Consider the following 25920-nt stretch of genomic DNA (forward strand, 5'->3'; position numbering starts at 1 on the left):
GCAACTCGCTGTTCGTGCTCTATTTCGGCCTGAATCATCATCACGATCAGCTGGCGCACCACACTGTCTGCTTCGGCCCGCGCTACCGCGAGCTGATTGACGAAATCTTTAACCACGACGGACTGGCGGAGGATTTTTCCCTCTATCTGCATGCGCCCTGCGTCACTGACCCCTCGCTTGCGCCGCCAGGCTGCGGCAGCTATTACGTACTGGCGCCGGTTCCTCATCTTGGCACCGCCGACCTTGACTGGAGCGTAGAGGGGCCGCGCCTGCGCGATCGCATTTTCGCCTATCTGGAAGAGCACTATATGCCCGGCTTGCGCAGCCAGCTGGTAACGCACCGCATGTTTACGCCGTTCGATTTTCGCGACGAGCTTAATGCCTATCAGGGCTCCGCCTTTTCCGTTGAACCGATTTTGCGGCAGAGCGCGTGGTTCCGGCCGCATAACCGCGACAGTCACATTCGCAATCTCTATCTGGTTGGCGCAGGCACGCATCCTGGAGCAGGCATTCCTGGCGTGATCGGCTCAGCCAAAGCGACCGCAAGCCTGATGCTGGAGGATCTGCATGAATAATCCGACGCTGTTGCACCATGCGGTAGAGACGATGGAAGTAGGCTCAAAGAGTTTCGCCACCGCGTCTAAGCTGTTTGATGCGAAAACGCGCCGCAGCGTGCTGATGCTCTACGCCTGGTGCCGCCACTGCGACGACGTAATTGACGATCAGCAGCTGGGTTTTCCTGGCGACCTCCCCTCGACGCAAACGCCGCAGCAGCGGCTGGCTCATCTGGAACTTAAAACCCGCCAGGCTTATGCGGGCGCGCAAATGCATGAACCGGCTTTCGCCGCCTTTCAGGAGGTGGCGCTCGCCCATGATATCTCTCCGGCTTACGCCTTCGATCATCTGGAGGGGTTCGCCATGGACGTGCGTGGCGCGCGCTATGAAACCTTTCAGGATACGCTGCGCTACTGCTACCACGTCGCTGGCGTGGTAGGACTGATGATGGCGCAGATTATGGGCGTACGCGACGCGGCCGTACTGGATCGCGCCTGCGATCTCGGCATCGCCTTTCAGCTGACCAACATTGCGCGCGATATTGTCGAAGATGCCCGGGTCGGGCGCTGTTACCTGCCGGAAAGCTGGCTGGAGGAGGCCGGACTGGATCGGCTTCACTTCGCCGATCGCCATCATCGCCCAGCGCTGGCGCGGCTGGCGCGCCGTCTGGTGAGCGAGGCGGAGCCCTACTACGCTTCCGCCTCGGCCGGACTCGCCGGGTTGCCGCTGCGCTCCGCCTGGGCGATTGCTACGGCGAAAGAGGTCTATCGGCGCATCGGGGTAAAGGTGTATCGCGCGGGGGAAACCGCCTGGGATTGCCGCCAGTCCACCAGCAAACAGGAGAAGCTCCTGCTGCTGGCGGCTGGCGCGGCGCAGGCGGTCAAATCTCGGGCGGCCGTTTCGCCGCCGCGTCCGGCTGAGCTTTGGCAGCGTCCGCGTTAGCCTGACGCCCGTGTCGCTGACGCAGCGTCGCCTGTAATTTTGACAGCGGCGGCGCATAGAGGAAGCCGAATGAAACGCAGTCTTCCCGACCGCGCACCGCATGATGCATACGATGCGCCATATAGAGCCGTTTAAAGTAGCCGCGGCGCGGAATGTACTTAAAGGGCCAGCGCTGATGGACCAGGCCGTCATGCACGATAAAATAGAGCAGCCCATAGAGCGTCATGCCTGCCCCTATCCACTGTAACGGCCAGACGCCGCGGCTGCCCAGGTAGATCAACGCAATCGCCAGTAAGGCGAATACCACTGCGTAAAGATCGTTGATTTCAAACCAGCCGGAATGCGGCTCATGATGCGACCGATGCCAGCCCCATCCCCATCCATGCATAATATATTTGTGCGACAGCGCGGCAGTAATTTCCATCGCGACGACGGTCAGCAACACAATCAAAGTATTCCACAACCACAGCATAATCTCTCCCGTCAGTGCATCCTGCAAGCCAGCGCCAGCTGGCCCTCATCAGCTGCGGCATCCCGCAGGCGAACCTTAAGTCTAGGCTATGGCCTGTAATTCGCCGCAGGGTTTAACCGCATTATCCGCGCCGCCGCGCGATGCAAAATCGGTGAATTTCCGGCATTAGCACAAAAGGCAATGGCGCGAGCGGCCTGCGCTGCCGTAGACTGCGGCGGCAAAAAAACAAAACAGGGATTACAACAAGATGAAACTTTTCTACAAAGCGGGCGCCTGTTCGCTGACTACCCATATCATTCTGCACGAAACCGGTTTGCCGCATACCTCCGTCGCGGTGGATTTGAAAACCAAACGTACCGCAGAAGGCGAAGATTTTCTGGCGATCAACAGCAAGGGCTATGTGCCGGCGCTGCAGCTGGATAATGGTCACGTACTGACCGAAGGCGCCGTAATCGCGCAGTACCTGGCAGACCTGAAGCCGGAAAGTAATTTGCTGGCGGCAAGCGGCGAAGCGCGCTATGCGGTGCTGGAGTGGATGAACTTTATTTCAACCGAACTGCACAAGGGTATCGGCGCTTTCTTTAATCCAGCCATAACGCCAGAGTGGAAGGCGGCGGCAACCGCCACGCTGACCAAACGCCTTGACTGGCTGGCGGAAGCGCTGGGCGATAACAGCTTCCTTTACGCTAACCATTTCACCATTGCCGATGCGTATCTCTTCAACGTGCTGAGCTGGTTCCGCGTGGTTGACTTCAGCCTGGATCGCTGGCCGGCGCTGCAACGTTTTGCTGCGACCCATGCGCAGCGCCCGTCTGTGATCGCCGCCATGAAGTCGGAAGGTCTGCTGTAATAAAACAGCGCGCCCGACGGGCGCGCTCTTCAATCAGAAATCCGCTTTCAGCACGATGCGATAGTGCGCCTTACCGGCGCGCAGGTGATCGAGCGCGTCGTTGATTTTCGACATCGGGAAGTATTCCACGGTTGGCGCGATATCCGCGCGCGACGCCAGACGAAGCAGCGAACGCAGCTGACCCGGCGAGCCGGTAGATGAGCCAGTAACCGCGCGATCGCCCGTGATAAGCGTAAACGCAGGCACCTCAAACGGCTTCATCACTGCGCCGACGGTATGGAACTTGCCTTTCGCCGCCAGCGCCTGGAAATAGGGCTGCCAGTCGAGATCGACCGCGACGGTGCTGATAATCAGGTCAAACTGGCCCGCCAGCTTTTTCAGCGCTTCCGGATCGCGGCTGTTAACGACGTAATCCGCACCCATCTGCTTAATGGTTTCGGTTTTAGAGGGCGACGAGCTGAACGCCGTCACTTCCGCGCCGAGCGCGCGCAGCAGTTTAATCGCCATATGGCCGAGTCCGCCAATGCCGATTACGCCAACACGGCTGGTAGCGGTAATGTTGTGCATCAGCAGCGGTTTAAAGACGGTGATGCCGCCGCACAGCAGCGGGCCTGCGGTGGCGGGATCCAGGTTTTCCGGCAGCGGGATCGCCCATTGCCAGTTAGCGCGTAGATGACTGGCGAAACCGCCATGATTGTTGATGGTAGAGACTTTGTTGTTTACGCAGTTTACCTGCTCGCCGTTGATGCAGGCGTCGCAGTGCTGACAGCTCTTGGCCGTCCAGCCGATGCCCACGCGCTGGCCAATGTTCAACCCTTTATTTTTGGCGCTGTCGCCCAGCGCGACCACGCGGCCAATCACCTCATGGCCTGCGATCAGCGGATAGGTCGAGCCGCCCCACTCGTTATCGATCATGGACAGATCGGAGTGGCACACGCCGCAGTAATCGACTTCAACTTCGACATCTTCCGCCGCCAGCGGGCCGGGATCGTACTCATAAGGTTGAAGCGCTTCTCCAGCCTTCATCACTGCGTAACTTTTAAATTTCATGCTTTCCTCGCTGATATAGTGAATGCGCTCAGGGCATTTTGGCGCTAAAGCTGTCCGCGACCGTCACGAACTGCCCGCCGCCAAGATGATGCAGAGTGTGCAGTGCGCGGCTTTCGGCGCTGAAATGCCAGCGCCCCTCATAAAAGACGCGGCTGTCAGCCGCCGCCGCGACAACTTCGCCGAACAGCGTGTCGTAGTTTTGCTGCGCTTCTGTTGCCGGCAGCAGCCGGCACTCCAGCCAGGCGACGCAGCTCTCTTCCAGCAGCGGCACGCCCAGCTCGGGGCCATTGATGGCCTGAATGTTATAGGCGGCGAATTTATCGTGATCGCGTCCTGAGGTATTGCCTACGGCATAGGTCAGATCGGCAAAGGCAGCAGCCGGGACGCAGACGCCAAATGCACCGCTCGACTCGATCAGCTCGCGCGACCAGGTTGCTTTATCCACCACAATAGCCACGCGCGGCGGAGTGAACTCTACCGGTGTAGACCAGGCGGCGGCCATCACATTGCGGCGTTGCGTTTGCGGATGCTGGCTGGTAATCAGAATGGTAGGACCATGGTTAAGCAGGCGGCTGGCGTGCTGAAGCGCCACCGGTTGGAAATGCGACATATCGATTCCTTACTGAAATTGACGCACACTGCTTTGCACATCATAAATTGCTGTAAACGTTTTACTTTACGCGTTTTCGCTATTTGAGGTTTACCGCTGCGTGCCGGGCCATTTTTATAAGAGATCGTGGTTCAACGGCGTGCGGAAAGCGTGGCGCGCTGCGGTCATCAGCTGATCGGCCGTCACTGTGGGGGGCAGCCGCATCAGGACTTTGCTGGCCTGCCAGTAACACAGCACCATAATTTCGTCCGTTTCGCTTTCTGCCAGCTCTCTCAGCCGCGCGCGCAGCGAGAGTACGTTCAGCGTTTGCTGCTCGTCCAGCATCTCTTCGATAGTCTTGTTTATGACATCGTGGATTATCTTCCAGGAAAGATTAGTAAGCAAAATCAACCTCTTCTAGCCCTTTCCGGCTCGGGAGCTGTTATAACTTTTACTGCGCAGACAAAACGTCTGCGGATGAGTTAATGTTAATCTGGCATTAACTATAGTCGTATCGCCGGGCTTTCGGCGACTTTTACATAGTGGGATTATCACAGTGAAAGCGTTTTCAGAAATGAAGAGGATTTCGTGGTAAACCGCGGTCTGGCCCACTGCTTTAGCACCGGCGTCGCGCCAGCCGAAAGTGAGTGACCAGCTTTCGCAGAAGCCATTATTCGAGAGGGAACAGGAGTCATGATGAGTACAGAACGTTTGCATGCCGATCCGCTGATCTGGGGAGATGGACCGCGCGTTTTCGAAGTTTTTCTGGAGCCTACCTGCCCGTTTTCCGTCCGCGCGTTTAATAAGCTTGATGCGCTGCTTGAATACGTTGGCGAAAATGAAATGACGCTAAAAATTCGTCTGCATTCGCAGCCGTGGCATCTCTATTCAGGCGTAATTGTGCGATATATTCTTGCCGCTTCGACGCTGCCGCAAGGGAAACAAGCTGCCAGAGCGGTGCTGAAAGCGGTGGCCGATCACCGTGAAGATTTTGAATTTATCGACCACTGCCGCGGGCCGAATATGCAAACCACGCCTGAAGAGATTGTTGAGCGCTTAAAGCAGTACAGCGGCATTGACGCTCGTGCGCCTTTCGACCGAGCAGAACTGCAAAATGAGATTAAATGGCACTGTAAATATGCGCGACAAAACGGCGTGCACGTCTCGCCTGGTTTTATGATTAACGGGCTTATTCAGCCTGATATGGGCAGCGGCGATGAGGTTAGCGAGTGGGCTAAACGCTTAATGGCATGATGGGTTTTCGCCTGCTTATTCCGCAGGCGAATTAAAGGTTTGATCGGTGTCGTCATCTTCGTAAGCAGGTATTTCTACATCGTCCGGTAAGGGTTCTGTATCGGGACGTTCTGACATCTTTTACCTCCTCATATCACCGCTGAAAAACTTAACATATCGCTACATCACTGCTTCTTTCAGACGCCTTTTGGACAAAACGCGTCAGAGAGTAAAAATTCGCTGTTATACCGTTTCGCCTGCCCACTGAAATGGTTGTTCGATCAGGCAATTACGCAGGTTAAATAAACAACGAAGCGCGCGGCAGGCTTCGGTTACATCTGGCAATATAATAAACTACTGAAACTAGCTGCGATGCCGATAAATTGATATGTGCAGACGGGGAGGTCGACAGCGAGCCAACACCAGGGCAAATGCGTCGACTTCCCCGCTGCAGCTGTTCTAATTCAGACCTGCCGGTCTCCCGACAGGCTGAATAAACGCGCGTTACGGACGTTTCAGCAGCGGATCGACTTTATCCTTGTCCTCAACCCCTGCCACACCGCTTCTTTCGACGATGCGACCATCAGCATCGGTTTCGTTCAGAGCGCCGGTGGTACCCGTAGTTGGGTTCAGAGCGCCGGTGGTACCAGCGGTTTTCGCAGTGGTGCCACCTGTTAAAGGCGCGTCTGCTGCGAGCGTGTTATCCGCGTGGTCGATATCCACTTCCTGGCGGCGGACAGAATCAGTGATGTTTTCAACGCGCTCGCTCTGATCTTTGCGAACCACCACTTCTTCTTTGATATGCGCCGTTTTGTTAATTACCGGCTGCTCATGCGTTTCCGCCACTTCGATGGTTTTCTCTTCCCAGTCAACGTCACCCGTTGCAGCCAGATTGCCTGTTGAACGGCGGAAAATATCGGCATGCTGTTCCTGCAGAGAAATGTCTTCCGATACCTGATCGGTAACGGTATAGCGGCGCACGCGCGTGGTCCCTTCGCTGACCAGACGCTTACCGACTTCCAGACGCTCCTCGGCAAGGCGCAGCACTTCTTCTTCACTTTCATCGCCGGTCAGAGAGGTACGAACCGGCTCAGTCACGCCGCTGTTTACACCCGAAGTAGTCTGCGCGGCTGAAACGGTGTAACCGTCATCCTGCCCCAGTCCATTTCCTGGCGGCAGTTCACCGGTATCATGCGCATCGAGCACGCTGTAGGCACGCGGCAGCTGATCTTCATTGGCGCGCAGCGTCAGTACGACGCTGCCTGAGTTCATCGCATCTTCATACACGCCGCTTTGCTCTTCATCTACTGAGTTGCCGAACAGACGCTGCCAGAAGCCAGGATGACGGGCCTCGTGTCCTTCCGATTTCAGACGTTCGCCAGAAATCACATCAATATCGTGCTCTGCAAAACCCGCTTTAATCAGGCTACGCTTTGCGCCTTCTGCCTGTGCCAGGGTACTGAACATCGTTACGATCTTTTCGTGTGCCATGATTTCCTCCTGCGTGATGATGGCTTTAGGTGTCGTCTTTTTTCCGGTCAATTTCGACATGCTGTTTACGTAATGAAACGGTCTCCTCCCAGGGAACCTCTTCCTGCGTTCGCCGGATATGCAACTCCTCTTTCAAAACCAGCCTGCGAATCACTTCAACCTCTTCTTCCACCACTGGAACGATAAGGACGCCATCTTCTTCCCTGATATCCGGCATAGACGCAATGCGCTCGTTTTTCGGCACATGCGTGACCTCAACATTTTCCCGGCGTAACATCAGACTTACTGGCTCGTGATGGGTAGAAGTCTGGCGTTTAACAGTGACATAGCTATCCAGAACCTCTTCCCGCGATACGGTCAGCTTTTCTTCAGCCAGATGCAAAACTTCCTCTTTTGCATGTGGATGTTTGTCTTTGTTTGAAGAAGAAGCCATATTTCACCCTTAATGAAATGCCCGGTTGAAATAAACACCCTGATATAATCAAATCAAAAGCATTTACAACTAAAGAAATTTAAGTGTGAATCAAAACCCAGCCGTTGCAAGCCAGACGGCAAAAAAAACTAAAATAATTAAAAATCCGAACCAGGGGATATAAAAGCAAAAATATTGCGAATGATAAATTATTCAGCCCAGCCAACGACTTATTGCCTGATTAAGCCCTCCTGACGCGCGGTGCTAATTCAGGAAAATTCCTACCACATAAAATTTTTAATTTAGCTACGCCACCCAAAAAACCCACCCAACCTGATGATTTACAGTAACTTTATATATAGAGAAAAATAATCAGCATAAAGAATATGTAAAAATATGTCAGCGCGTTAGTAATTACGTCTGTGACCAGAAATTAGCCTTGATTGAATGACTTTAATAATTACTGGCTGATATTAACCGTCCAGAAAAAGGCTAAAATCCATGAGTAAAATGTGGAACAGGTTGCGGTGGAGGTCTTTTGTTTAGCAGGACAGCTTAGCTTAATGAAAAGCAGAGCGCCCTGCCGCCGGGGCGCTGTATATGGCGCATTGCGGCAGAGCGGATTAATTATTTATCGTCAAAAAAACTCTCTGGCAATTGTCCTGGCGCGCGGTCAATTACGCTGTCATTGTCCGGGCCTTCATTTTTCATATAGGTTACTTCTGCAAACTCAGGAATGATGACGTAGGGATAGGCAGGCCCTTCATCTCTGAAGCGATGCATATCCTCTATAAATTCATTTTGATAGCAGATGGTCTTTTCAGGGTGCTGGCCCTCACCGGCAATCCACTGCGGAAAGAAAATCGTGCCGTGTAGCAGCTTGCGGTTTAAATCAAAGAGCAGGCTGACGCAGGTGCCGGTTGGTTCATGCCAGTCAACCTTAAAGATGCCAGGCGCAAACTGTACGGCATTCATCTTCTGATGCGTTACCCAGCGCCCGCCTACCAGGCCCTTATGGATGCGGTAATCGCAGGTTGTTTCATTGCGTGCATACCACTCATATTTCCAGCCGTTATCGTAGGTATAGACAAAATGCGTCCCGACAAACTGCGAAAGATCGCGGGATGACTCGTTAATCGAAGCAATAGACATGGCTTACCTCATGTTAGCAGTAAGAAGAACGCTGGCCCGGCGCCCAGAGCTGCATTCTCGTGAAGCAGTGGATGCTAATATTTAACCGGCTCACTTATTATTGATGAGGATCAGCTATTCACCACTTGCATGAACGTCAGGGCGAACTCAGAAAGGCAAAAAGGCTAAACCCTCCCTCAACGCAGCGCGGCTTTTTCCTCAGAGCCTCTCTCTTTTCCTTCTTTCCGCACAGCAGATGCTTGCCTGACAGCGGCAGGCTTACCATAATCGTTATCTATTTTTCTTTATAACGAGTAACCAAATGAAAAAGTTAGTGCTTTTAGCGCTGGTGAGCGGCGCTATTTGCAGCGCCTCGGCGATGGCGACCGATATCCGCGTTACCTACGCAGGCTCTATGGGTAAGGTGATGGATGAGAGCTTAGGCCCGGCGTTCGCCAAAGCGAACCACGGCAGCTATCAGGGACAAGGCCAGGGCGCCTACGGCATGGCGCGCCTGCTGGCGAGCAAAAAAATCACCGCCGACGTCTTTGTCTCAATCACGCCAGGGCCAATGCAGATCCTGAAGGACGCAGGCCTGATCGATAACGCGGTGCCGGTCGCCAGCACCAGTATGGTGATCGCCTACAGTCCGAAAGGCCCGTATGCGCAAAAATTTGCCGCCGCGGCGAAAGCGAACGATGCAGGCTGGCTTGAAGTGCTGGCGACGCCGGGCCTGAAGTTCGGCCGCACCGATCCGGTCAACGATCCTAAAGGTCAGAATATCGTCTTCACCCTGCTGCTGGCGGAGAAGTATTACCACAAGCCGGGCGCTGCCGACAAAATTATGGGTGGCGTACAGAATCCGGCGCAAACGCATCTGGAAGGCGGCCTGCTGGCGCGGCTGGAGAGCGGTCAGGTAGACGCCGCAGCGGGTTACGAAAGCGAAGTGATCTCTGCGCATCTGCCTTATGTCGCGCTGCCGGACGAAATCAATCTGAGCAATCCGGCGCAGGCCAAAAAATGGTACGACACCGTGAGCTTTACCCTTAAAGACAGCAAAGGCGAGGAGAAAACGCTGCATACTCAGCCGCTGGTTTACTATGCGGCGGTGCTGAAAAACGCGCCTCACGGGGAAGCAGCGGGTAAAGCCTTTGTGGATTTTATGCTGAGCAAATCGGGACAGGCGCTTTTCCAGCAGAATGGCTACGCCGCGCCTAAAGGTGATGCGATTTACCCGTAATGAAGCGCTCTCCTTCTACCGCGTTATGGTTATCGCTGCCAGCACTGCTGATGCTGGCAGTGCCTTTTCTGACGCTGATTGCCATTACGCACTGGCGGAATTTCCATCTGGCCTGGGGCGACGGCGACGCTATCGTGACGTCGACCGGGCTGGGACTTATTGCCCTGCTGCTGATTATCGTGAGCGGTCTGCCCGTCGCCTGGTGGCTGTCGCAGGCGCGAGGTAAAGCGCGGGCGGTGGTGGAGCTTCTGGTGCTGATCCCGCTGCTGACGCCGCCGCTGGCGATGGGCATTCTTCTGGTTAGCGCTTATGGCCCATACGGGCCGGCCGGCTCGCTGCTGGCGCGGCTGGGCATCGCACTGGTCAATAATCCTGCCGCCTTTGTGCTGGCGCAGTGGTATGGCGCACTGCCCTACTTTATTACGGCGGCGCGATCCGCTTTTGCCGCCGTACCTGTTGCTATTCTGGAAGCAGGCCGCACGCTGGGCGCGTCACCGTGGCAGCGTTTTCTTCGGCTCTCTCTGCCCCTCGCCGCGCCAGGCCTGGCCTCGGCGGTAGCGCTGGCCTGGGTACGGGCTATCGGCGAATTCGGCATTGTGATGATCTTTGCCTATTTCCCGCAGGGCATTCCGGTTAAGCTCTACAACAATTTGCAGAATGATGGCGTCGATGCGGTGTACGTGCTGCTGTGGCTGCTGTTGTTGTTTACCTTACCCTTGCCGCTGGCCTGCTTTGCGCTTGTACGTCGCTACGCGCGCGACAGGCAGCCGCGGCGCACCCGATCGGGAGTGATCTGATGTCCGTTTCGCTGGAGCAGTTAACCGATAAATATCCTGAGGCGCACGTATGGGCGTTCGGCGACTCAGCCGAACTGGCCGATCGTCTGGTTACGCTGGTGATTGCCGGTAAAAAAGTGGCGAGCTGTGGCTCGCTGCAGTCGTGGAGTGAGGACGAGGCGAAGCCGCAGCCTGGCGGCTACAGCATTGTGCTGGATGGCGCGGGTCAGCCGCGCTGCGTCGTCCGCACAACGGGCCTGTTCTTAACTCGCTTTGACCGCGTGACGCCGGAAATGGCGATGCTGGAAGGCGAAGACGATCTCAGCCTGGAAAGCTGGCGTCGCGAGCATCAGCGCTTTTTCCAAAGTGAAGGAACCTTTCATCAAGAGATGGAGCTGGTGTTTGAAACTTTTCAGCTGATCGAGGTGGTGTAGCCCGGGCGATAACAGTGGGCCTTTTTCGACAGGCCAGAGTCAGCAGAGTAGTGTGATTTTGCAAAGTTGCCGACATTACAGTAACTGGATTAAGTTGGTAACTTTCACATCGCAAACGGTAAATCTGTCTGCCAGACTGCGCTTCTATTGTTAACCGGGCGAAGGGCCAATAAAGAACTTGCATCTTAATACTACTATGAAGAGCTGGCTCGCTAACTTAAAGCTCAGGCAATAAAGAGTGGCATCAGTGCTGGATTCAAATATAATCCGCCTTTACTTTTTATAAACTATGACTTGAGCTTTTATGAACGCAAGCCAGACCAACTCTCGTTATCGTCTTGATATCGATGGGTTACGCGCCGTCGCTGTTATTTTTGTTATTGTCTTTCATGCAAATCCAGACTGGTTGAACTCAGGGTTTATTGGCGTAGATATTTTTTTCGTCATATCGGGTTACCTGATTAGCGGCATTATTCTTACGCAGATACAAGAAAAGCGCTTTTCATTGAGCCGCTTTTTTGTTAGCCGCATGTGGCGTATCCAGCCAGCTCTGATTCTGGTATCAATAGCGACACTTCTTGCTGCATCAATTTTATATGTCGTTCCTGATTATCTTAATTTTCTTAAAAGCGCAAAATACACCAGCCTTTTTCTCTCAAATCAGTACTTCGCAAAGCAGTCTGTTGCTTACTCCTCCCCAGAAAGCCAATATTTCCCGCTGCTTCATACATGGTCTTTATCGGTAGAATGGCAGTGGTACCTTTTCCTTCCACCGGTTCTGTTAACCAGCTTTTACCTGGCGAAGCGTAGTCATTGGGTGGTGGAAGGCCCGCAAAAAAAGGGGCTTTATACAACCTTAACCTGGTTAGCTGTCACTGTTATTTTGAGTGGCTTATCTATGGTCATTAGTCATAAATCACTCGGCGGAGTCTATTATTTTCTCACGACGAGGGCTTTCGAATTTACTGCTGGAGGTTCGGTTTTCCTTCTTAGCAGACTCATTTCCTTTGCGCGTCCTTGCATTTTGTCTGTGCTCGGTGGTCTTTCACTTATTACGCTTCTGCTCATCGCCCTTCAGAAGGGTGTTCTTAACAGTTACCCTGGCTTCTGGACACTGGCCGTTGTGCTGGCTTCTGCTGTGCTGCTTTTTTCAGGCAATTACCAGGAGAAAATCATATCGGGGCTGCTGGGGTTATATCCGCTCGTTCTGATCGGTCGTTTATCCTACTCTCTTTATCTGTGGCACTGGCCCGTTTTTGCATTTTGTCGCTATCTTGGTATTAACCTTGCTGGTTATTCTCTGATTCTCTCGTTAACAGGCATTATCGCTCTTTCAGCTGGCAGCTATTATCTTATTGAGGCTCCACTCAGAAAGAAACGTTTATCCTTCAAATGGACGTTTTTAATTTTGTTCCTGGTTCCTTTATTAATTTTTAACGGACTCTACACTCTTGCCGTGAAACATGGAGGCTTTCCTGCACGCCTTGGCGCAAGTTACGCCCGTCAGCAACATGTTCTTGACCAATATCTGGCTAAAGCCGGTCGCAGAGAGAGTTGCCTCAATAATAGTAATGACCCAGGTAGTTGTCAGCTGGGTAATACTCAAAGCGCACGCACCGCACTGATGATTGGTGATTCAAACTCCAATCATTTTTGGGGTTTCTTTGACGTATTAGCCAAAGCGGCAAATATCAGGGTAAGCGCTTTAAGCGCTTCATCATGCCTTACGCTTCCTGGAATCTGGCAATTTGACTGGTGGATTTATAAAAATCAGCCTTACTCAGAATGTCACGATCGGACTCAGCATTATTTCCAGTTGATTAAACAAAATCATTATAACTATGTAATAATAGGCGAGATATGGGAACAGTACGCCAATGGCCCTTACCTGATTAATAATATCAATGATAACCGCTCGGACGCCTTGTCTAAATCGAGGATGAATCAGGCTGTGAGAGAAGCACTTGATATCATTATTGCCTCTGGCGCACGTCCTGTCTTCATCAAGACTATTTATCCTATGCCGTCCGGGTATCAGGAATGCATCAGCCGCCAGGCAGTGAAACGTGCAGATTTTGTTCGCGAAACGTGTAATGAACCAAGAGCGCTGCCTGATGAGGAGCCATATATAGCGTCGCTATTTACTCAACTAAAAAAAGAATACCCCTCTTTAATGATTATTGATCCTAAGGCTATTCAGTGCCCGAATGGCCAGTGTATCAGTCAGATTGACGGCATACCTTTATATCGTGATGTAGGACATCTGACAGATTACGCTTCATATCGTTTTGGAGACATATATTTACAGAGATACGGAAACCCGTTTAATCATTAAGCTCAGGCTGCGTCAGGTGAGCAAGTTCTGAAAAACAAATTATTATTGCCGCTGCTTTCAGACAGCGGCCTGTCAGAAGCCTTAATTTTAAAAATTATGGCTTCTGACTTTCCATCGCAAGATATTGATTAGCCTTTAGGTCTGTTAACCTGCATTACGCTGGAAATGGCTGTTAACAAAGGCGCGGCAGCGCGGCGAAATGGGATCAAGGAAAACCTGCTCTGGCGCGCCCTCTTCTTCAATCATTCCCTGATGCAAAAACACCGCTTTGTTCGACACGTCGCGCGCAAAGCCCATTTCATGGGTCACGATAATCATGGTGCGGCCCTCCTCCGCCAGCCCGCGGATCACGCGCAGCACTTCACCCACCAGCTCCGGATCAAGCGCCGAGGTTGGTTCATCAAACAGAATCGCCTTCGGCTGCTGCGCCAGCGCGCGCGCAATCGCCACACGCTGCTGCTGGCCGCCCGACAGCTGCGATGGCCAGGCGTCGCGTTTCGCATAAAGCCCTACCTTGTGCAGCAGCGCCTCCGCCTCTTCCGTTGCCTCTTTCAGGTTTCGCTTCTGTACATGCACCGGCGCTTCAACAATGTTCTGCATCACCGTCTTATGCGGCCAGAGGTTAAAGCTCTGAAACACAAAGCCGAGCTGCATGCGCATCAGCTTGATACGCTGGCGCTGCGCGCGATTAAGTCTTTCGTCGGGATTATCCAGCGTTACGCTGTTCTCGCCCACGGCGATAACGCCCGCCTGTGGCACCTCAAGAAAAGGAATACAGCGCAGCAGCGTGCTTTTGCCCGAGCCGCTGGCGCCGATCAGAGAGATAACATCGCCATCCTGTGCCGTCAGGCTGATGTCGTGCAGCACTTCATGTCCCGCATAGCTCTTTCTGAGATGGCTCAGCATAATGGTTGGTTGGGTCATGAACGTGCTCCAAAATAATAGGGGGAGAGGCGTCGCTCCAGCACCGAGACGCCTTTGCTCACCAGCATGCTGAGCAGCAGATAGATCGCCGCAGCGCTGAGGAAGACTTCCAGCGCGCGAAAGGTAGAGGAGACAATAGAGTCGGCGATGCCGGTCATCTCCATCAGGCTGATGGTGCTGACCAGCGAGGTGGATTTAAGCATAGAGATGATTTCATTACTGTAAGCGGGCAGCGCCTGACGAATGGCGATGGGCAGCGTGATGCGGGTAAATACCTTATGCGAAGGCATGCCGCATACTCTGGCCGCTTCCAGCGACTGGCGACTGACCGCATTCAGGCCGCCGCGCAGGATCTCCGAGGTATAGGCCGCATCATTAAGGATAAGGGCCAGCAACCCGCACCAGTAAGGATCGCGCAGCAGCGGCCACAGCACGCTTTCCCGCACCGCCGGCAGGCTGCCTAGCCCGTAATAAATCATAAAAATCTGAATCAGCAGCGGCGTGCCGCGAAACAGCCAGACGTAAAGCCGGGCGAAGTAGCTGCCGACGCGCGTCTGACGCAGCAGGTTCAGCCCCAGCGCCAGCAGGCCACCGCCAAGCAGCGACAGCACCGCCAGGTTAATGGTCAGCGGCAAGCCTTTGAGCAGCGCCAGCAGGGTTTCCTGCAAAAAAGGGATATCCATTGGCTTTCCTTACACGTTGGCGCGCTGCTGGCCGCGCATCGCAAACTTCTCGACGGCGCGGAAGACCCAGTCGGAACAGGTTGTAATAATCAGATAGATCACGGCGCCGACGCTGTAGAAGAAAAAAGACATCTGCGTGGAGTTGGCGGCCGTGGTGATCTGGTTCATGGTTTCTACCAGCCCGGTCACTGAAACCAGCGCCGACTCCTTAATCACCGACTGCCACTGATTGCCCATTCCCGGCAGCGCGGTGCGCAGCGCCTGCGGCACGATCATGCGGCGGAACAGCATTAGCCGCCCCATGCCCGTCACCGTCGCCGCTTCCAGCGTGCCGCCTGGAATGGCGTAAAACGCGCCGCGAAATACGCTGCTCTGATAGGCACCAGAGATCAGGCCTATGGCGATAGCGCCGGCGATAAAGCCGTTGATATCAAAAGGCCCCTGCATGCCCAGCGCCGTACCGACCGAGGAGATAACCTGGCGACCGCCGAAGTAAAACAGGTAGATCACCAGCAGCTCAGGTACGCCGCGAAACACCGTGATATAGCCCGCCGCAAGACGCTGCTGCCAGCGCGAACCGGCAATCTGCATCCAGCACAGCAGGCTGCCCAGTAGCCAGGCGCAGAGTGAAACGGTCACTGTCACCGTGGCGGCGCTCAGCAGCACGCCGCCCCAGCCCTCGTCACCGAAGCCAATCAGCTGCCAGTCAATTTGCATAAACATGGGCTATCAGGCTTTCGGCGCGACGTCTTCGCCGAACCACTTCACGGAGAGCTTGCTCAGCGTGCCATCTTTAATCATCGCGGAGAGCGCTTCATCCAGCGCCCCCTTCAGCTCAGCGTTACCTTTGCGCAGACCAATTGCCGATCCCGCACCCAGCAGGCCGCCGCTAAAGCCATAGCCGCTGCTGCTAATGGCATCCGTATGCTTCTTCACAAAGGCGTTGAGGTTGGTACGTGACGCCATTACCGCGTCTACGCGGCCATTCATCAGGTCGGCAAAGGTTTCTGGCCCCGCCTGGTAGGTGCGAATAGTGGCGACGTCACCCAGATACTTCTGCAGGAAATCCGCCTGAATAGTGGCGACCTGCACCGCAATGGTCTTGCCTTTAAACGTGGTTTTCAGTTCATCGATCGCTTTCTGCATTCCCGCCGCGTCATCAGCCTTCACCACGATGCCGCTGCCGGGCAGGGTCGCCAGCGGCGAGCTTTTGGAAGTAACAAAGCTGGAGATGCTGACGGTGTATTGCTGCGTAAAGTCGATGGCTTCGGCGCGTTTCGGCGTGACCGTCACCGCGTCGATAACGGCGTCATATTTGCCGTCGATAAGGCCTGGGATTAAGCCTGACCACTTCTGGGCGCTGATTTCATATTTAAAGCCGACGCGCTTCGCCAGCTCAGCCACGATGTCAGGTTCATAGCCGACGATCTTGCCGTTCGGCGTGGTCTGGTTAAACGGAGGATAGCTGCCTTCGGTGGCGAACTTCAGGGTGCCGAAATCTTTTGCCTGGCTGAGTGCCGGCGCAGCCAGTAAACCCAGCGCCAGCGTGGCCGTGAACAGACCTTTGCGCATCATCATAGTGAGATCCTCAGTTGTTATTGTTAGTAAGCAGATCGACGGCCAGGCGCACCAGCGCCTGCGTACCGACGGCAATGCTGCGCTCATCCGGCTGATAGTCGGAGTTATGCAGATGATCGTTGCGGCCTGGCGTGGCGGAACCGATATGGATCTGGCAGCCCGGCGCGCGCTCGGTAAAGAGTGAAAAGTCTTCCGCGCCGAAGCTGTCGCTCGGTTTCGCGACAACGGGTTTGCCAAACTGATGGGAAAGGATGCTTTCCAGCGCATCAATCAGTCGATCGTCATTCATCAGCGGCGGCACGCCGCGCAGATAGTCAACCTCAATGCGCACGTTCATCGCCAGCGCGACCCCTTCACATACGCGTCGGAAGGAGGCCTCCATATCGGCGCGTACCTGTGGCGATTTGGTGCGGATGGTGCCCTGAAGCAGGCAGCTGTCAGGAATAATGTTATGGGTGGTGCCGCCCTGAATATGGCCGATAGTCAGCACAGCGGAGTGAGCCGGATCGCGTTCGCGCGAGATCAGCGTTTGCAGCTGGCCAATCAGATACGCCGTAGCAACGATAGGATCGACGCCCATATGGGGCCGCGCGGCATGGGTAGAGATGCCATACACACGCACGTCGAACTCGTCGCTCGACGCGGTACTGCCGCCGCGCGTCAGGGCCACTTCCCCGGCCATCAGCTCCGGCTTGTTATGCAACGTGACGGCCCAGTCAACGCCCTCGGCAGCGCCGTCGGCGATCATCGCTTCCGCGCCGCTTTCCGGCGTTTCCTCAGCTGGCTGGAAGATTAGCCGCACCCTGCCTGCTAACTGCTGGCGGTAACGCGGCAGGATGGCTGCGACGCCAAGCAGCGTCGCGGTATGCAGATCGTGTCCGCAGGCGTGCATTTTGCCTGGAATAGTGCTGCTGAAAGGCAGGCCGGTCTGCTCCTGGATCGGCAGCGCATCCATATCGGCACGCAATAGCAGCGTTTTACCCGGCTGCGCACCGATAATATCGGCCATGACGCCGGTTCGGCCGATACCCGTTTGCGGCGTTAATCCATACTCGCGTAGCCAGGCCGCAACGATGTCAGCGGTACGCCCCGTGTCGAAGCCGAGCTCTGGATGGGCATGAATATCGCGCCGTATGGCGATCAGTTGCGGCTCAATCTCTGCCGCTCTGGCGCTAATTTCCCTGGCCAGCATTGCTTTTTTATCAGTCATGATTCGCCTGCGGAGTGCCCTTTTGGCGGGCTGTGGGCGCAGCGGATCGGGCCGCTGGCTATGTTGTTGTGTTTGCTGGCTTTATTTATTCACAGCAGAAAGCAGAAAGCAACGCGCGACTTTTTACAGAAAAGTATTAATTTTCAATCAATTAAATCAAACAGCGGCAAATCTGAATGTGAATGCAGCGCATCAGAAAGATTATTAATAATCCCTCACCGGTCATCACAATGCCTGATGTTGTTACTGCACAAAGCCGCTGATTTTCAGGCAATGGCACAGCGCGACAGCAGCGTAGCCTCAGAGAATGACCGGTTTGCGGCCTACCAGATAACGCACGCCTTGTGCGCCAAAGATCTCCGAATGGGGCTGATTCAGCGCAAGATGAAAGACATCGCCCCGCTGATAACGCTGCTCGCCAGCGTCAGTATGGATGGTCAGTTCGCCGTCAAGCACCAGCGCTTTGGCTTCAAACGGATGGCAGTGACGTTCCAGCACGCCGTGTGGTTCGCGCGTCACGATAACCAGCTCGCTAAAGCCCTCCGCTTTAAGCTGGTCACGAAATATCTGTTCTTGCATAAGATCACCCTAAAGTAGTGAAAGTGCGCTGAAACAAGCATAACTGCGGTAACCCGCTCCGGCCAGTTGGTAAAACGCCCTGCTGACAGGGCGTTTCCAGCGGCATTCAGCCGCGCCGCCAGCGGCGGGTAAGCTGCTTTTCGGTTTCGACGACGGAGAAGATCGCTGCGCCGACGATAAAGGCGATTAGCCAGTATTTAAACGGCAGCGGACGCGTGCCGAACAGCGTATTCATCAGCGGCAGATAGATAATCAGCGCCTGTAACGCCACCAGCACGCCGCTTACCAGCCAGATGCCGCGGTTTTTCAGCACGCCGCAATCGAGCGAGAAGCTGTCGTTGCTGCGGCAGTTCAGCATATAGACCCACTGCGCGGTTACCATCGTCTGTAATAACACGGTACGGATAAATTCCGGCTCATAGCCGCGCGTTTGCAGCCAGGCTTCGAGAAGGAAAGCGCTAAAGGAATTCAGCAGCCCGACAAAGACCATGCGCCAGATGGCATACCCGTCCATTACCGGCGCGCTAACGTCGCGTGGTGGTCGTCGCATAACATTCGCTTCCGCCGCTTCGAACGCCAGGCCGAAAGAGAGCGTGGCGGAGGTCGCCATATTCATCCACAGGATCTGGACCGGCGTCAGCGGCAGCAAATTCCCCATCAGGATAGCGATAATAATGAGCAGTCCCTGCGCCAGGCAGGTCGGCATAATAAACAAGATCGTTTTGATTAGGTTATCGTAGACCCGGCGTCCCTCTTTTACCGCGGCTGCGATAGTCGCGAAGTTGTCATCGGCGAGGATCATATCGGCGGCCTCTTTGGTCACCTCGGTCCCTTTAATACCCATCGCGATGCCGACGCTGGCCTGTTTCAGCGCAGGCGCATCGTTCACGCCATCGCCGGTCATGCCGACCACTTCGCCGCTGGCGGCCAGCGCCCTCACCAGGCGCAGCTTATGTTCCGGGCTGGTACGCGCGAAAATGTCATACTGGCGCGCCGCCTCGGAAAGCTCGCTCTCATTCATATGCTCCAGATCGTGGCCCGTCAGGGCTTTATCGCTGTTGCTGATGCCCAGCATCTTCCCTATCGCCATCGCGGTTTCCTGATGATCGCCAGTGATCATCTTGACGCGGATGCCCGCCTGCTGGCACTCATCAATTGCCGCAACGGCTTCCGGGCGCGGTGGATCCATCATGCAGGCGAGGCCCAGCAGCACCATGTCCTGACGCAGATCGTTGTGATCCAGCGAGGCGATCGCTTTTGGTACGCGCTTCCATGCCGCCGCCACGGTGCGCAGCCCTTCGCTGGCGTAGCGGGTAATGACGGCATCCCAGTAACAACGATCCAGCGGCTCGGGGCCGCGTAAAGTCTGCTGATGCGCGCAGAGCGACAGCAGCACGTCCGGCGCGCCCGTCATCAACACCCAGGCCTCCCCGTCCGCTTCGCCGCTTACCGCCATATATTTATAGAGCGAGTCGAAGGGTAGCTTACTGACGAGCCGTTGCTCCTGTGCCGCCACGCCCCCTTTCGCCGCCAGCACCTTCAACGCCCCCTCGGTCGGCCCGCCGACGATGCGCCAGCGTCCCGCCGCATCCTGCTGGATCTGGCTTTCGTTGCAGATATCGATCGTAGAGAGAAAGCGCGTCATAACCGGATGCTGCGCTGCGGAAAGCGTGCTGTGCGGCGCTTCGGCCAGGATCTCCCCGACAGGCTCATAGCTGTCGCCGCTGACGCGCCAGTGGCTCTCCGCCAGCACGACAGCTTTCACCGTCATTTCATTCATGGTGAGCGTGCCGGTTTTATCAGAGCAGATCACCGACATGGCGCCCAGGGTTTCGACCGTCGGTAGCTTGCGAATAATCGCCTGCTTACGCGCCATCGACTGCACGCCCAGCGAAAGGATAATGGAGATGATGGCGGGCAGCCCTTCCGGCACCGCCGCGACCGCAAGGCTGATAACCGACAGCGCCAGCGAGGCCAGCGGAATATCGCGCAGCAGATAGCCGAAGATAAAGAGTCCGGCCATCATCAGCAGAATTACCGCAAAAATCGCTTTGCCCAGCTTATCGATCTGCTGAAGCAGCGGCGTTTTAGCCGTTTCGATATGGCTCATCATATCGTTAATGTGCCCCAGCTCGGTGTCGCGGCCGGTAGCAATAACCACGCCGGAGGCGGTGCCCGAGCTGACGGTGGTGCCGGAAAAAGCCAGGTTCAGCCGATCGCCCAGCGCTTTTTCACCCTCGAGCGCGTCGCTGCATTTCGCGACCACGGTGGATTCACCGGTCAGAATCGCCTCTTCTACGCGCAGGTTATGCACCTCAAACAGCCGGAGATCCGCAGGAATGCGATCGCCGGGCCGCAGCATAACCACATCGCCAGGGACGATTGCCTCGCCCTGCACCCGCATAATCTCGCCGCTTCGCATCACCACGGCGTCGTTCGAGAGCATATTCTGGATGCCTTTCAATGACTTCTCGGCGTTGCTTTCCTGGATAAAACCAATAAAAGCATTAATGACAGCAACGCCGAGAATGACAAAGGTATCGACCCAGTGACCCATCACCGCCGTAATTACCGCCGCGGCGAGCAGAATATAGATCAGCATGTCGTTGAAGTGAGCCAGAAACTTCAGCCAGGCCGGCTGCGTTTTCTTTTGCGGCAGCGTGTTAGGGCCGTGTGCCGCCAGCCGCGCCTGCGCCTCGTCAGTGGTCAGCCCCTGCGGAGAACTCTGTAGCCCGGCAAAAACGTCTTCGCTTTGATGCTGATACCACGGCCGCGCTTTAGCAGCGGCATTTTGCAATGTCTTGCGGTCGTTATTCATTTTCACTCCATACAGGAAACCGGAAATTTGGGCGCAGTTAAATTAATGGGCCAGCATAGTGCGATAAGTTAAATAAGCGGTTACTGATTCAGGTCATATTTTTGTGGTTTTAATTCCGTGGCGCTGTAGCCGAATTAATTTTCACGCCACCAGCGCCTCATTCAAAACAAGATGAGCATAACCTTAGGAAAAATTTTAAAAATCAAAGGACTGATTTAGTTGCAGCTAGCAGCGCCACAGGCTGATTGACATATTGCGTCGTTGATAATTTTTTGTGAGCCAGATATTTTATTTTTGTTCGGAATTTATTTTAACGGCGCAAAAACCATGGCCAAAATAACCTTATTAATTTTGCGTATTTAACCAGGCGTTGCCTTTTAAACGGCAGATAAACATATTTAAAACTCAGCGTTTTATTTACAAGAGGGCCAGACAGCTGCCCGACCCTCTTCTTTTATTCGCTAATCCCGAGCGAGATTTTGTGCCGCCTGTTCGGTTGCACGACGCCGGGTGGCGATGAAATCCGCCATCTGCGAGCGGGCGGTCGTGAGCTGCTCAGGCGTGGCTGACTGCGGCGATCCCGCATGAAACGGCGGCTCAGGGTCGTACTCCATTTGTAGCTGAATCGCCTGAGCGACGTCGTCACCGCGTATCTCTGCCACCAGCGTCAGGGCAAAATCGATGCCGGAGGTGACGCCCGCGCCGGTCAGCCGGTTGCGATCGCGCACGACGCGCGCATCGACCGGTTCGGCGCCTAACAGCGCCAGCTGATCGCGTGAACTCCAGTGCGAAGTCGCGCGATAACCACGCAGTAAACCGGCAGCCCCCAGTACCAGCGATCCTGTGCAAACAGAAGTAATAAACTGCGCATGCTGTGCCTGCTGCCGCAAAAAGCTCAGCGTTTCCTCATCAGACATCAGCGCGATTTGACCCGGGCCGCCCGGTACGCAGATCACATCAAGAGGCGGACAGTCTTTAAACGTGCAGTCAGGCAACAGCGTCAGGCCGCGATCGGAGCGCACCGGCTTTATCTCTTTCCAGACCAGATGGCAGACCACGCCAGGCGTGCGGGCAAAAACTTCGAAAGGGCCGGTAAGATCCAGCTGCGTCACGTCAGGGAAAAGCAGTAAACCGATATGCAGAGGCGTTGTCATAATAGCGATCCTTAGCAGAGAGCAGGTAATAAGAACGAGGCGCGATTTATTCCGCGCCGGAGATAATATTCAGCGCCGCTTCAAGCGATGACGGCAGCAGCTCGCCATGCGTCTGACCAGGATAACCTATTTGATGCAGCCTGACGCCGCTCTTTTGCAGCGTGGCGATAAGCGTGCGGTGAGCCTCGTCAGCCTGCGCAGCGTTACGCTCTTTGCCGCGGTCGCTCTGCCCGTCGCCCGTAATCAGGTAGAGGGCTTTGCCGCTTAAAGCGCCAGGCGGAACCTGCTGCGCCAGTTCGACAATGCGCTGATGCCGCCAGCCGAGCGACGGCGCGGCGCTGAAATAGTGGGTAAACCCGCTGCCGTGATAAAGCGTATCCAGTACAAACAGGCCGCCATAAGAGTGCCCCCAAAGCGCGCGTCGCTGCGGATCGCCAGGCCCCTGTTTCTCTGTCCAGGGGATAATCTGGTTCAGCAGCAGCTTGCGAAAAGCATGACTGCCGCCGCCGGGATAGCGTTCCTGCTGTGGATCGCCTGGCTGCCCGCCGGGCGGCGTGTAGTCCAGCGCCCGCGCCCGTACGTCGAACGGCAGCCTGGTGTCATATCCTACTGCGACCAGCATCGGCGGCCTGTTGCCCGCTAACTGCTTCAGGCGATCCTCACTCAGACGCGCCATCGCCGCGTTGCCATCCAGCATAAACAGCACCGGAAAGCCTTGCGGCGGCGGCGTCTGTTTTGGCACGCCGAGCCACACTTTATAGTGACGCAGACCGTCGGCAGAGCTAAAGGTCTTTATGCTGAACCGGTAAAACGCCGAGCCGCGATCGGCAATATTGTCGCCCAGAGGTTCCATCAGGGGTCTGCCGTTCGCCTGCGTCGCCGGGATTAAGCTGACGCCGATCGCCAGCAGCGCAGCGGAGAAAAACTTCGAGGGGATATTCAAGTAAACGCCTTCCTGAGCTGTTAATAATGATTCGCCATACTAACAAATCAGCGATGCTAATGAGAATTTTTCTCAACAATCCGCACGACATTGCTTTATCCCTGCTTATAAGAGCCGATAGCTAAACTCTGATTTACCGGGCCGGGGATTGCGAATCGACTTCACAGATCGTTAAATTTCAGCATTCGACCAGACTTTTATTTATTTTGATGCCGGACGTTTGTCAGTACGAGTGCGCCGACGTTCCTTTCAATCGACACCAGCAAGGCCATAAATCAGAGGTTGTGAAATGGATCGCCTTAAATACCAGATAAGGGTTGTGCGCTTTTTATGTCTTTACGCCCTGTTTCGTCTGGGAATATTCAAATTTAGCGACCTTGCCTATTCAGACAGGGATGAGAATGAGGCATTAGATATTCTCACCAGATATGACAGCGATAAAGCCACTATCCCAAAAGTAATCTGGATGTACTGGGACACGCCTAACCCGCCTGATCATATCATGGCCTTCCATAAAAAAATGAAGGCGATAAATCAGGCGCATGAAATAATTCTGCTCGACCGCCACAGCCTGAGTAAATATCTTCCTGCGCTGCACTTCGATTTTCAGGGTATCGGGCTGGCGCATAAAAGCGACGTTATTCGTCTTGCTTTGCTTAAACGCTACGGCGGCATCTGGGTCGACTGCTCGACGCTGGTCTATCAGGACTTTAGCTGGGTGCATGAACGCAGCGGCTACGATATGGTGGGCTACTACAGCGAGGCGAATACGCAGGATACGCGTTTCCCGGTGATCGAAACCTGGTTTATGTGCGCCCCGCCTGAAAACGAATTTGTCAGCCGCTGGCTGGAGCTGATCATGCCGCTGACGAAAATCAGCGTCGATGACTATTACAATCGTATTAAAGATCGCCCAGACTTCGAGCGCATTAAACAGGGCATTCCGCGCGGCAGCTATTTGACGACAAACTATCTTTGTCAGATAGCCATGCGTGAAACGGAAAGCGTTAACCTTTATCTGAAAAAGTGTGAAACCTCGGCCTTCTATTATCAGAACGTCTTTAAGTGGAACTGCCTGAAAATGTCGTTGTTTTTACTCTGTACGCGCCAGCCGACAACGCATCCAAAACTCATTAAGCTGACCAACAGCGATCGCCAGTTTTTACCGCTGGCTCGTAAACTGCGTATCCTCGATGCGGAAAGCATTCTGGGGAAATTAATGCTGGAACAGCAGAATCATTAATCCATAAGCAGGGTAATAAAAATGGAAAAGCTGAAACGACATCTCAGGACGGCGAAATTTCTTCTGCTTTATGTTTTATATAAGCTTCACCTTTTTCGTTTTCCCGATCTCGCCTATTCAGAGGCGCACGAAAACGACGTGAAGGATATTGGCCGCCAGAACAGCGTAGATGCTCCCTCTGTTCCGAAAGTGATCTGGATGTACTGGGACGACATTACCCCGCCCGACTTTATCCAGGCGTTTCACGCCAGAATGGCGCAGATGAACCCTGACCACCAGATCCATCTGCTGAACCGTGAATCCGTAAAGGAGTTTCTGCCGTGGCTGCGCTTTGATTACGCGCAGATCGGCATGTCGCATAAAGGCGATGTTATCCGCCTCGCCCTGCTGAAAGAGTATGGCGGCATCTGGGTCGACAGCTCGACGCTGGTTTATCAGGATTTCTCATGGGTGCATCAGCGTAGCGGTTACGATATTGTCGGCTATTACAGCGACGGCACCACGGTGGATAAAGCCTTTCCCGTGGTTGAGGCCTGGTTCCTTGCCTCCCCACCCGGCAATGCTTTTATCACCCGCTGGCTTGAGCTGATTATGCCGCTTACGCAGATTGGCATTGATGAGTACTATGCGCAAATCACCCGGCGCAGCGATTTTGCGCAAATCCGCCAGGGTATCAATCGCGGCAGCTATATCATTATCAATTTTCTCTGTCAGATTGTGATGCGCGAGCAGCCCGGCTTCAGCTGCTACCTGAAAAAGTGCGAAAGTTCCGCCTTCTTCTATCAGGACGTTTTCCACTGGGACAGCCTGAAGATGTCGCTGTTTTTACTTTGCGTTCGCGAACCGGCTACGCATCCCAGACTGATTAAACTCACCAACGACGATCGTCGCTTTTTGCCCCTGGCGCGCAGGCTGAATATTCTTGAGCGCGACAGCGTGATGGGCAAACTGCTTCTGCAACGCAGCGCGTAATAACAGGCTATGATGATGTGCGGATAACAGCGGGACATCGTCGCCACAGGGATTAAAAATGCCGTTAATTTCCGAACGATTAATCCTGCGCCCGGTTAGCGTGCAGGACAGGGATACGCTGATGCGTATTTATGGCGATCCGGCCACTAATACCTTTAATCCCGCCGGGCCGCTGGCTAACCTGGACGAGGCGCAGCTGCTGCTGGATCGCTGGATAATGCACTGGCAGCAACACGGCTTTGGCAATATGGCGCTGACGCGGCGGCATGCGCCGCACGAGATTATCGGCTTTGGCGGTTTTAGCTT

27 protein-coding genes are annotated in these 25920 nt (G+C 54.7%); 11 read left to right on the forward strand and 16 right to left on the reverse strand.

Annotation, left to right across the window (positions count from 1 at the left end; genetic code table 11):
* Positions 1–575 (forward strand): phytoene desaturase family protein (crtI, locus tag B3797_RS03230; RefSeq protein ID WP_311790360.1); only part of this gene is annotated, 575 nt, incomplete at its 5' end.
* A complete protein-coding gene (crtB, locus tag B3797_RS03235; RefSeq protein ID WP_311783415.1) occupies positions 568–1497 on the forward strand; it encodes a 15-cis-phytoene synthase CrtB in 930 nt (309 codons plus the stop codon). The genes crtI and crtB, both read left to right, overlap by 8 nt.
* Here the strand turns inward: crtB and B3797_RS03240 are convergent.
* Positions 1436–1969 (reverse strand): sterol desaturase family protein, encoded by a 534-nt coding sequence (locus tag B3797_RS03240; RefSeq protein ID WP_311783416.1) that lies wholly within the window; start codon positions 1967–1969, stop codon positions 1436–1438. The two genes, crtB and B3797_RS03240, sit on opposite strands and share 62 nt — an antisense overlap.
* Before the next feature lie 247 nt (positions 1970–2216).
* Here B3797_RS03240 and gstA point away from each other — a divergent pair, with 247 nt between their 5' ends.
* Positions 2217–2819 carry a glutathione transferase GstA gene (gene gstA, locus B3797_RS03245; RefSeq protein WP_271153266.1) on the forward strand — a complete coding sequence of 201 codons (603 nt, stop codon included), beginning with the start codon at positions 2217–2219 and terminating at the stop codon, positions 2817–2819.
* Between the two features lie 33 nt (positions 2820–2852).
* Here the strand turns inward: gstA and ahr are convergent, their stop codons facing one another.
* The 3 genes from ahr to B3797_RS03260 form a co-directional block, all read right to left on the reverse strand.
* Positions 2853–3869 carry an NADPH-dependent aldehyde reductase Ahr gene (ahr, locus tag B3797_RS03250; protein WP_311790361.1) on the reverse strand — a complete coding sequence of 339 codons (1017 nt, stop codon included), beginning with the start codon at positions 3867–3869 and terminating at the stop codon, positions 2853–2855.
* Positions 3870–3897: 28 nt separating this feature from the next.
* Positions 3898–4479, reverse strand: coding sequence for a flavin reductase family protein (locus B3797_RS03255; RefSeq protein ID WP_311790362.1), 582 nt, complete (start codon positions 4477–4479; stop codon positions 3898–3900).
* A 114-nt stretch (positions 4480–4593) separates the two neighbouring features.
* Complete coding sequence (locus B3797_RS03260; RefSeq protein WP_311783420.1) at positions 4594–4863, reverse strand: hypothetical protein; 270 nt, start codon at positions 4861–4863, stop codon at positions 4594–4596.
* Between the two features lie 291 nt (positions 4864–5154).
* Here B3797_RS03260 and B3797_RS03265 point away from each other — a divergent pair, with 291 nt between their 5' ends.
* Positions 5155–5712, forward strand: coding sequence for a thioredoxin (locus tag B3797_RS03265; protein ID WP_311790383.1), 558 nt, complete (start codon positions 5155–5157; stop codon positions 5710–5712).
* A gap of 483 nt (positions 5713–6195) precedes the next feature.
* On the opposite strand, the gene B3797_RS03270 is transcribed toward B3797_RS03265, so the two are convergent.
* The 3 genes from B3797_RS03270 to B3797_RS03280 all read right to left on the reverse strand — a co-directional run bounded on the left by B3797_RS03270 (position 6196) and on the right by B3797_RS03280 (position 8746).
* Positions 6196–7182, reverse strand: a complete 987-nt coding sequence (locus B3797_RS03270) for a YsnF/AvaK domain-containing protein (protein WP_311783422.1) — start codon at positions 7180–7182, stop codon at positions 6196–6198.
* A gap of 25 nt (positions 7183–7207) precedes the next feature.
* Positions 7208–7615 carry a DUF2382 domain-containing protein gene (locus B3797_RS03275; protein ID WP_311783423.1) on the reverse strand — a complete coding sequence of 136 codons (408 nt, stop codon included), beginning with the start codon at positions 7613–7615 and terminating at the stop codon, positions 7208–7210.
* 606 nt (positions 7616–8221) lie between these two features.
* Complete coding sequence (locus B3797_RS03280; RefSeq protein WP_311783424.1) at positions 8222–8746, reverse strand: phenolic acid decarboxylase; 525 nt, start codon at positions 8744–8746, stop codon at positions 8222–8224.
* Positions 8747–9047: 301 nt separating this feature from the next.
* Between B3797_RS03280 and B3797_RS03285 the strand changes: the two genes are divergently transcribed.
* The 4 genes from B3797_RS03285 to B3797_RS03300 all read left to right on the forward strand — a co-directional run bounded on the left by B3797_RS03285 (position 9048) and on the right by B3797_RS03300 (position 13510).
* Positions 9048–9965: an extracellular solute-binding protein gene (locus B3797_RS03285; protein WP_311783425.1), complete on the forward strand. Its 918-nt coding sequence runs from the start codon at positions 9048–9050 to the stop codon at positions 9963–9965.
* The gene (locus B3797_RS03290) at positions 9965–10762 is read left to right on the forward strand and encodes an ABC transporter permease (protein ID WP_311790363.1); all 798 of its coding nucleotides are present in this window, start codon (positions 9965–9967) and stop codon (positions 10760–10762) included. The genes B3797_RS03285 and B3797_RS03290 overlap by 1 nt, the downstream gene beginning before the upstream one ends.
* Positions 10762–11175 (forward strand): ASCH domain-containing protein, encoded by a 414-nt coding sequence (locus B3797_RS03295; protein ID WP_311790364.1) that lies wholly within the window; start codon positions 10762–10764, stop codon positions 11173–11175. The genes B3797_RS03290 and B3797_RS03295 overlap by 1 nt, the downstream gene beginning before the upstream one ends.
* A gap of 304 nt (positions 11176–11479) precedes the next feature.
* Positions 11480–13510, forward strand: coding sequence for an acyltransferase family protein (locus B3797_RS03300; RefSeq protein ID WP_311790365.1), 2031 nt, complete (start codon positions 11480–11482; stop codon positions 13508–13510).
* Positions 13511–13654: 144 nt separating this feature from the next.
* Here B3797_RS03300 and B3797_RS03305 read toward each other — a convergent pair whose 3' ends face one another.
* The 9 genes from B3797_RS03305 to B3797_RS03345 all read right to left on the reverse strand — a co-directional run bounded on the left by B3797_RS03305 (position 13655) and on the right by B3797_RS03345 (position 23399).
* Entirely contained in the window at positions 13655–14434 is a 780-nt protein-coding gene (locus B3797_RS03305; RefSeq protein ID WP_311790366.1) for an ABC transporter ATP-binding protein, read from the reverse strand.
* A complete protein-coding gene (locus B3797_RS03310) occupies positions 14431–15117 on the reverse strand; it encodes an ABC transporter permease subunit (RefSeq protein WP_311790367.1) in 687 nt (228 codons plus the stop codon). The genes B3797_RS03305 and B3797_RS03310 overlap by 4 nt, the downstream gene beginning before the upstream one ends.
* 9 nt (positions 15118–15126) lie before the next feature.
* On the reverse strand, positions 15127–15840 hold the full coding sequence (locus tag B3797_RS03315) for an ABC transporter permease subunit (protein ID WP_311790368.1): 714 nt from the start codon (positions 15838–15840) through the stop codon (positions 15127–15129).
* A gap of 6 nt (positions 15841–15846) precedes the next feature.
* Positions 15847–16695 carry a transporter substrate-binding domain-containing protein gene (locus B3797_RS03320; protein ID WP_311790369.1) on the reverse strand — a complete coding sequence of 283 codons (849 nt, stop codon included), beginning with the start codon at positions 16693–16695 and terminating at the stop codon, positions 15847–15849.
* A 10-nt stretch (positions 16696–16705) separates the two neighbouring features.
* Complete coding sequence (locus B3797_RS03325; protein WP_311790370.1) at positions 16706–17905, reverse strand: M20 family metallopeptidase; 1200 nt, start codon at positions 17903–17905, stop codon at positions 16706–16708.
* Positions 17906–18205: 300 nt separating this feature from the next.
* Positions 18206–18484, reverse strand: coding sequence for a cupin domain-containing protein (locus tag B3797_RS03330; protein ID WP_311783434.1), 279 nt, complete (start codon positions 18482–18484; stop codon positions 18206–18208).
* A gap of 106 nt (positions 18485–18590) precedes the next feature.
* On the reverse strand, positions 18591–21302 hold the full coding sequence (locus B3797_RS03335) for a cation-transporting P-type ATPase (RefSeq protein ID WP_311790371.1): 2712 nt from the start codon (positions 21300–21302) through the stop codon (positions 18591–18593).
* 461 nt (positions 21303–21763) lie between these two features.
* A complete protein-coding gene (locus B3797_RS03340; RefSeq protein WP_311790372.1) occupies positions 21764–22456 on the reverse strand; it encodes a DJ-1/PfpI family protein in 693 nt (230 codons plus the stop codon).
* A 46-nt stretch (positions 22457–22502) separates the two neighbouring features.
* Complete coding sequence (locus tag B3797_RS03345) at positions 22503–23399, reverse strand: alpha/beta hydrolase (protein WP_311790373.1); 897 nt, start codon at positions 23397–23399, stop codon at positions 22503–22505.
* A gap of 289 nt (positions 23400–23688) precedes the next feature.
* Here B3797_RS03345 and B3797_RS03350 point away from each other — a divergent pair, with 289 nt between their 5' ends.
* From B3797_RS03350 to B3797_RS03360, 3 genes are all read left to right on the forward strand, one after another.
* Positions 23689–24642 (forward strand): glycosyltransferase family 32 protein, encoded by a 954-nt coding sequence (locus B3797_RS03350; protein WP_311790374.1) that lies wholly within the window; start codon positions 23689–23691, stop codon positions 24640–24642.
* A gap of 138 nt (positions 24643–24780) precedes the next feature.
* Positions 24781–25614 (forward strand): glycosyltransferase family 32 protein, encoded by an 834-nt coding sequence (locus tag B3797_RS03355; RefSeq protein WP_311790375.1) that lies wholly within the window; start codon positions 24781–24783, stop codon positions 25612–25614.
* A gap of 58 nt (positions 25615–25672) precedes the next feature.
* The coding region (locus tag B3797_RS03360) for a GNAT family N-acetyltransferase (RefSeq protein ID WP_311790376.1) at positions 25673–25920 on the forward strand (248 nt) is incomplete at its 3' end.

This window comes from Pantoea sp. UBA5923 (assembly GCF_002431095.1).
GTDB classification, from domain to species: domain Bacteria; phylum Pseudomonadota; class Gammaproteobacteria; order Enterobacterales; family Enterobacteriaceae; genus Pantoea; species Pantoea piersonii.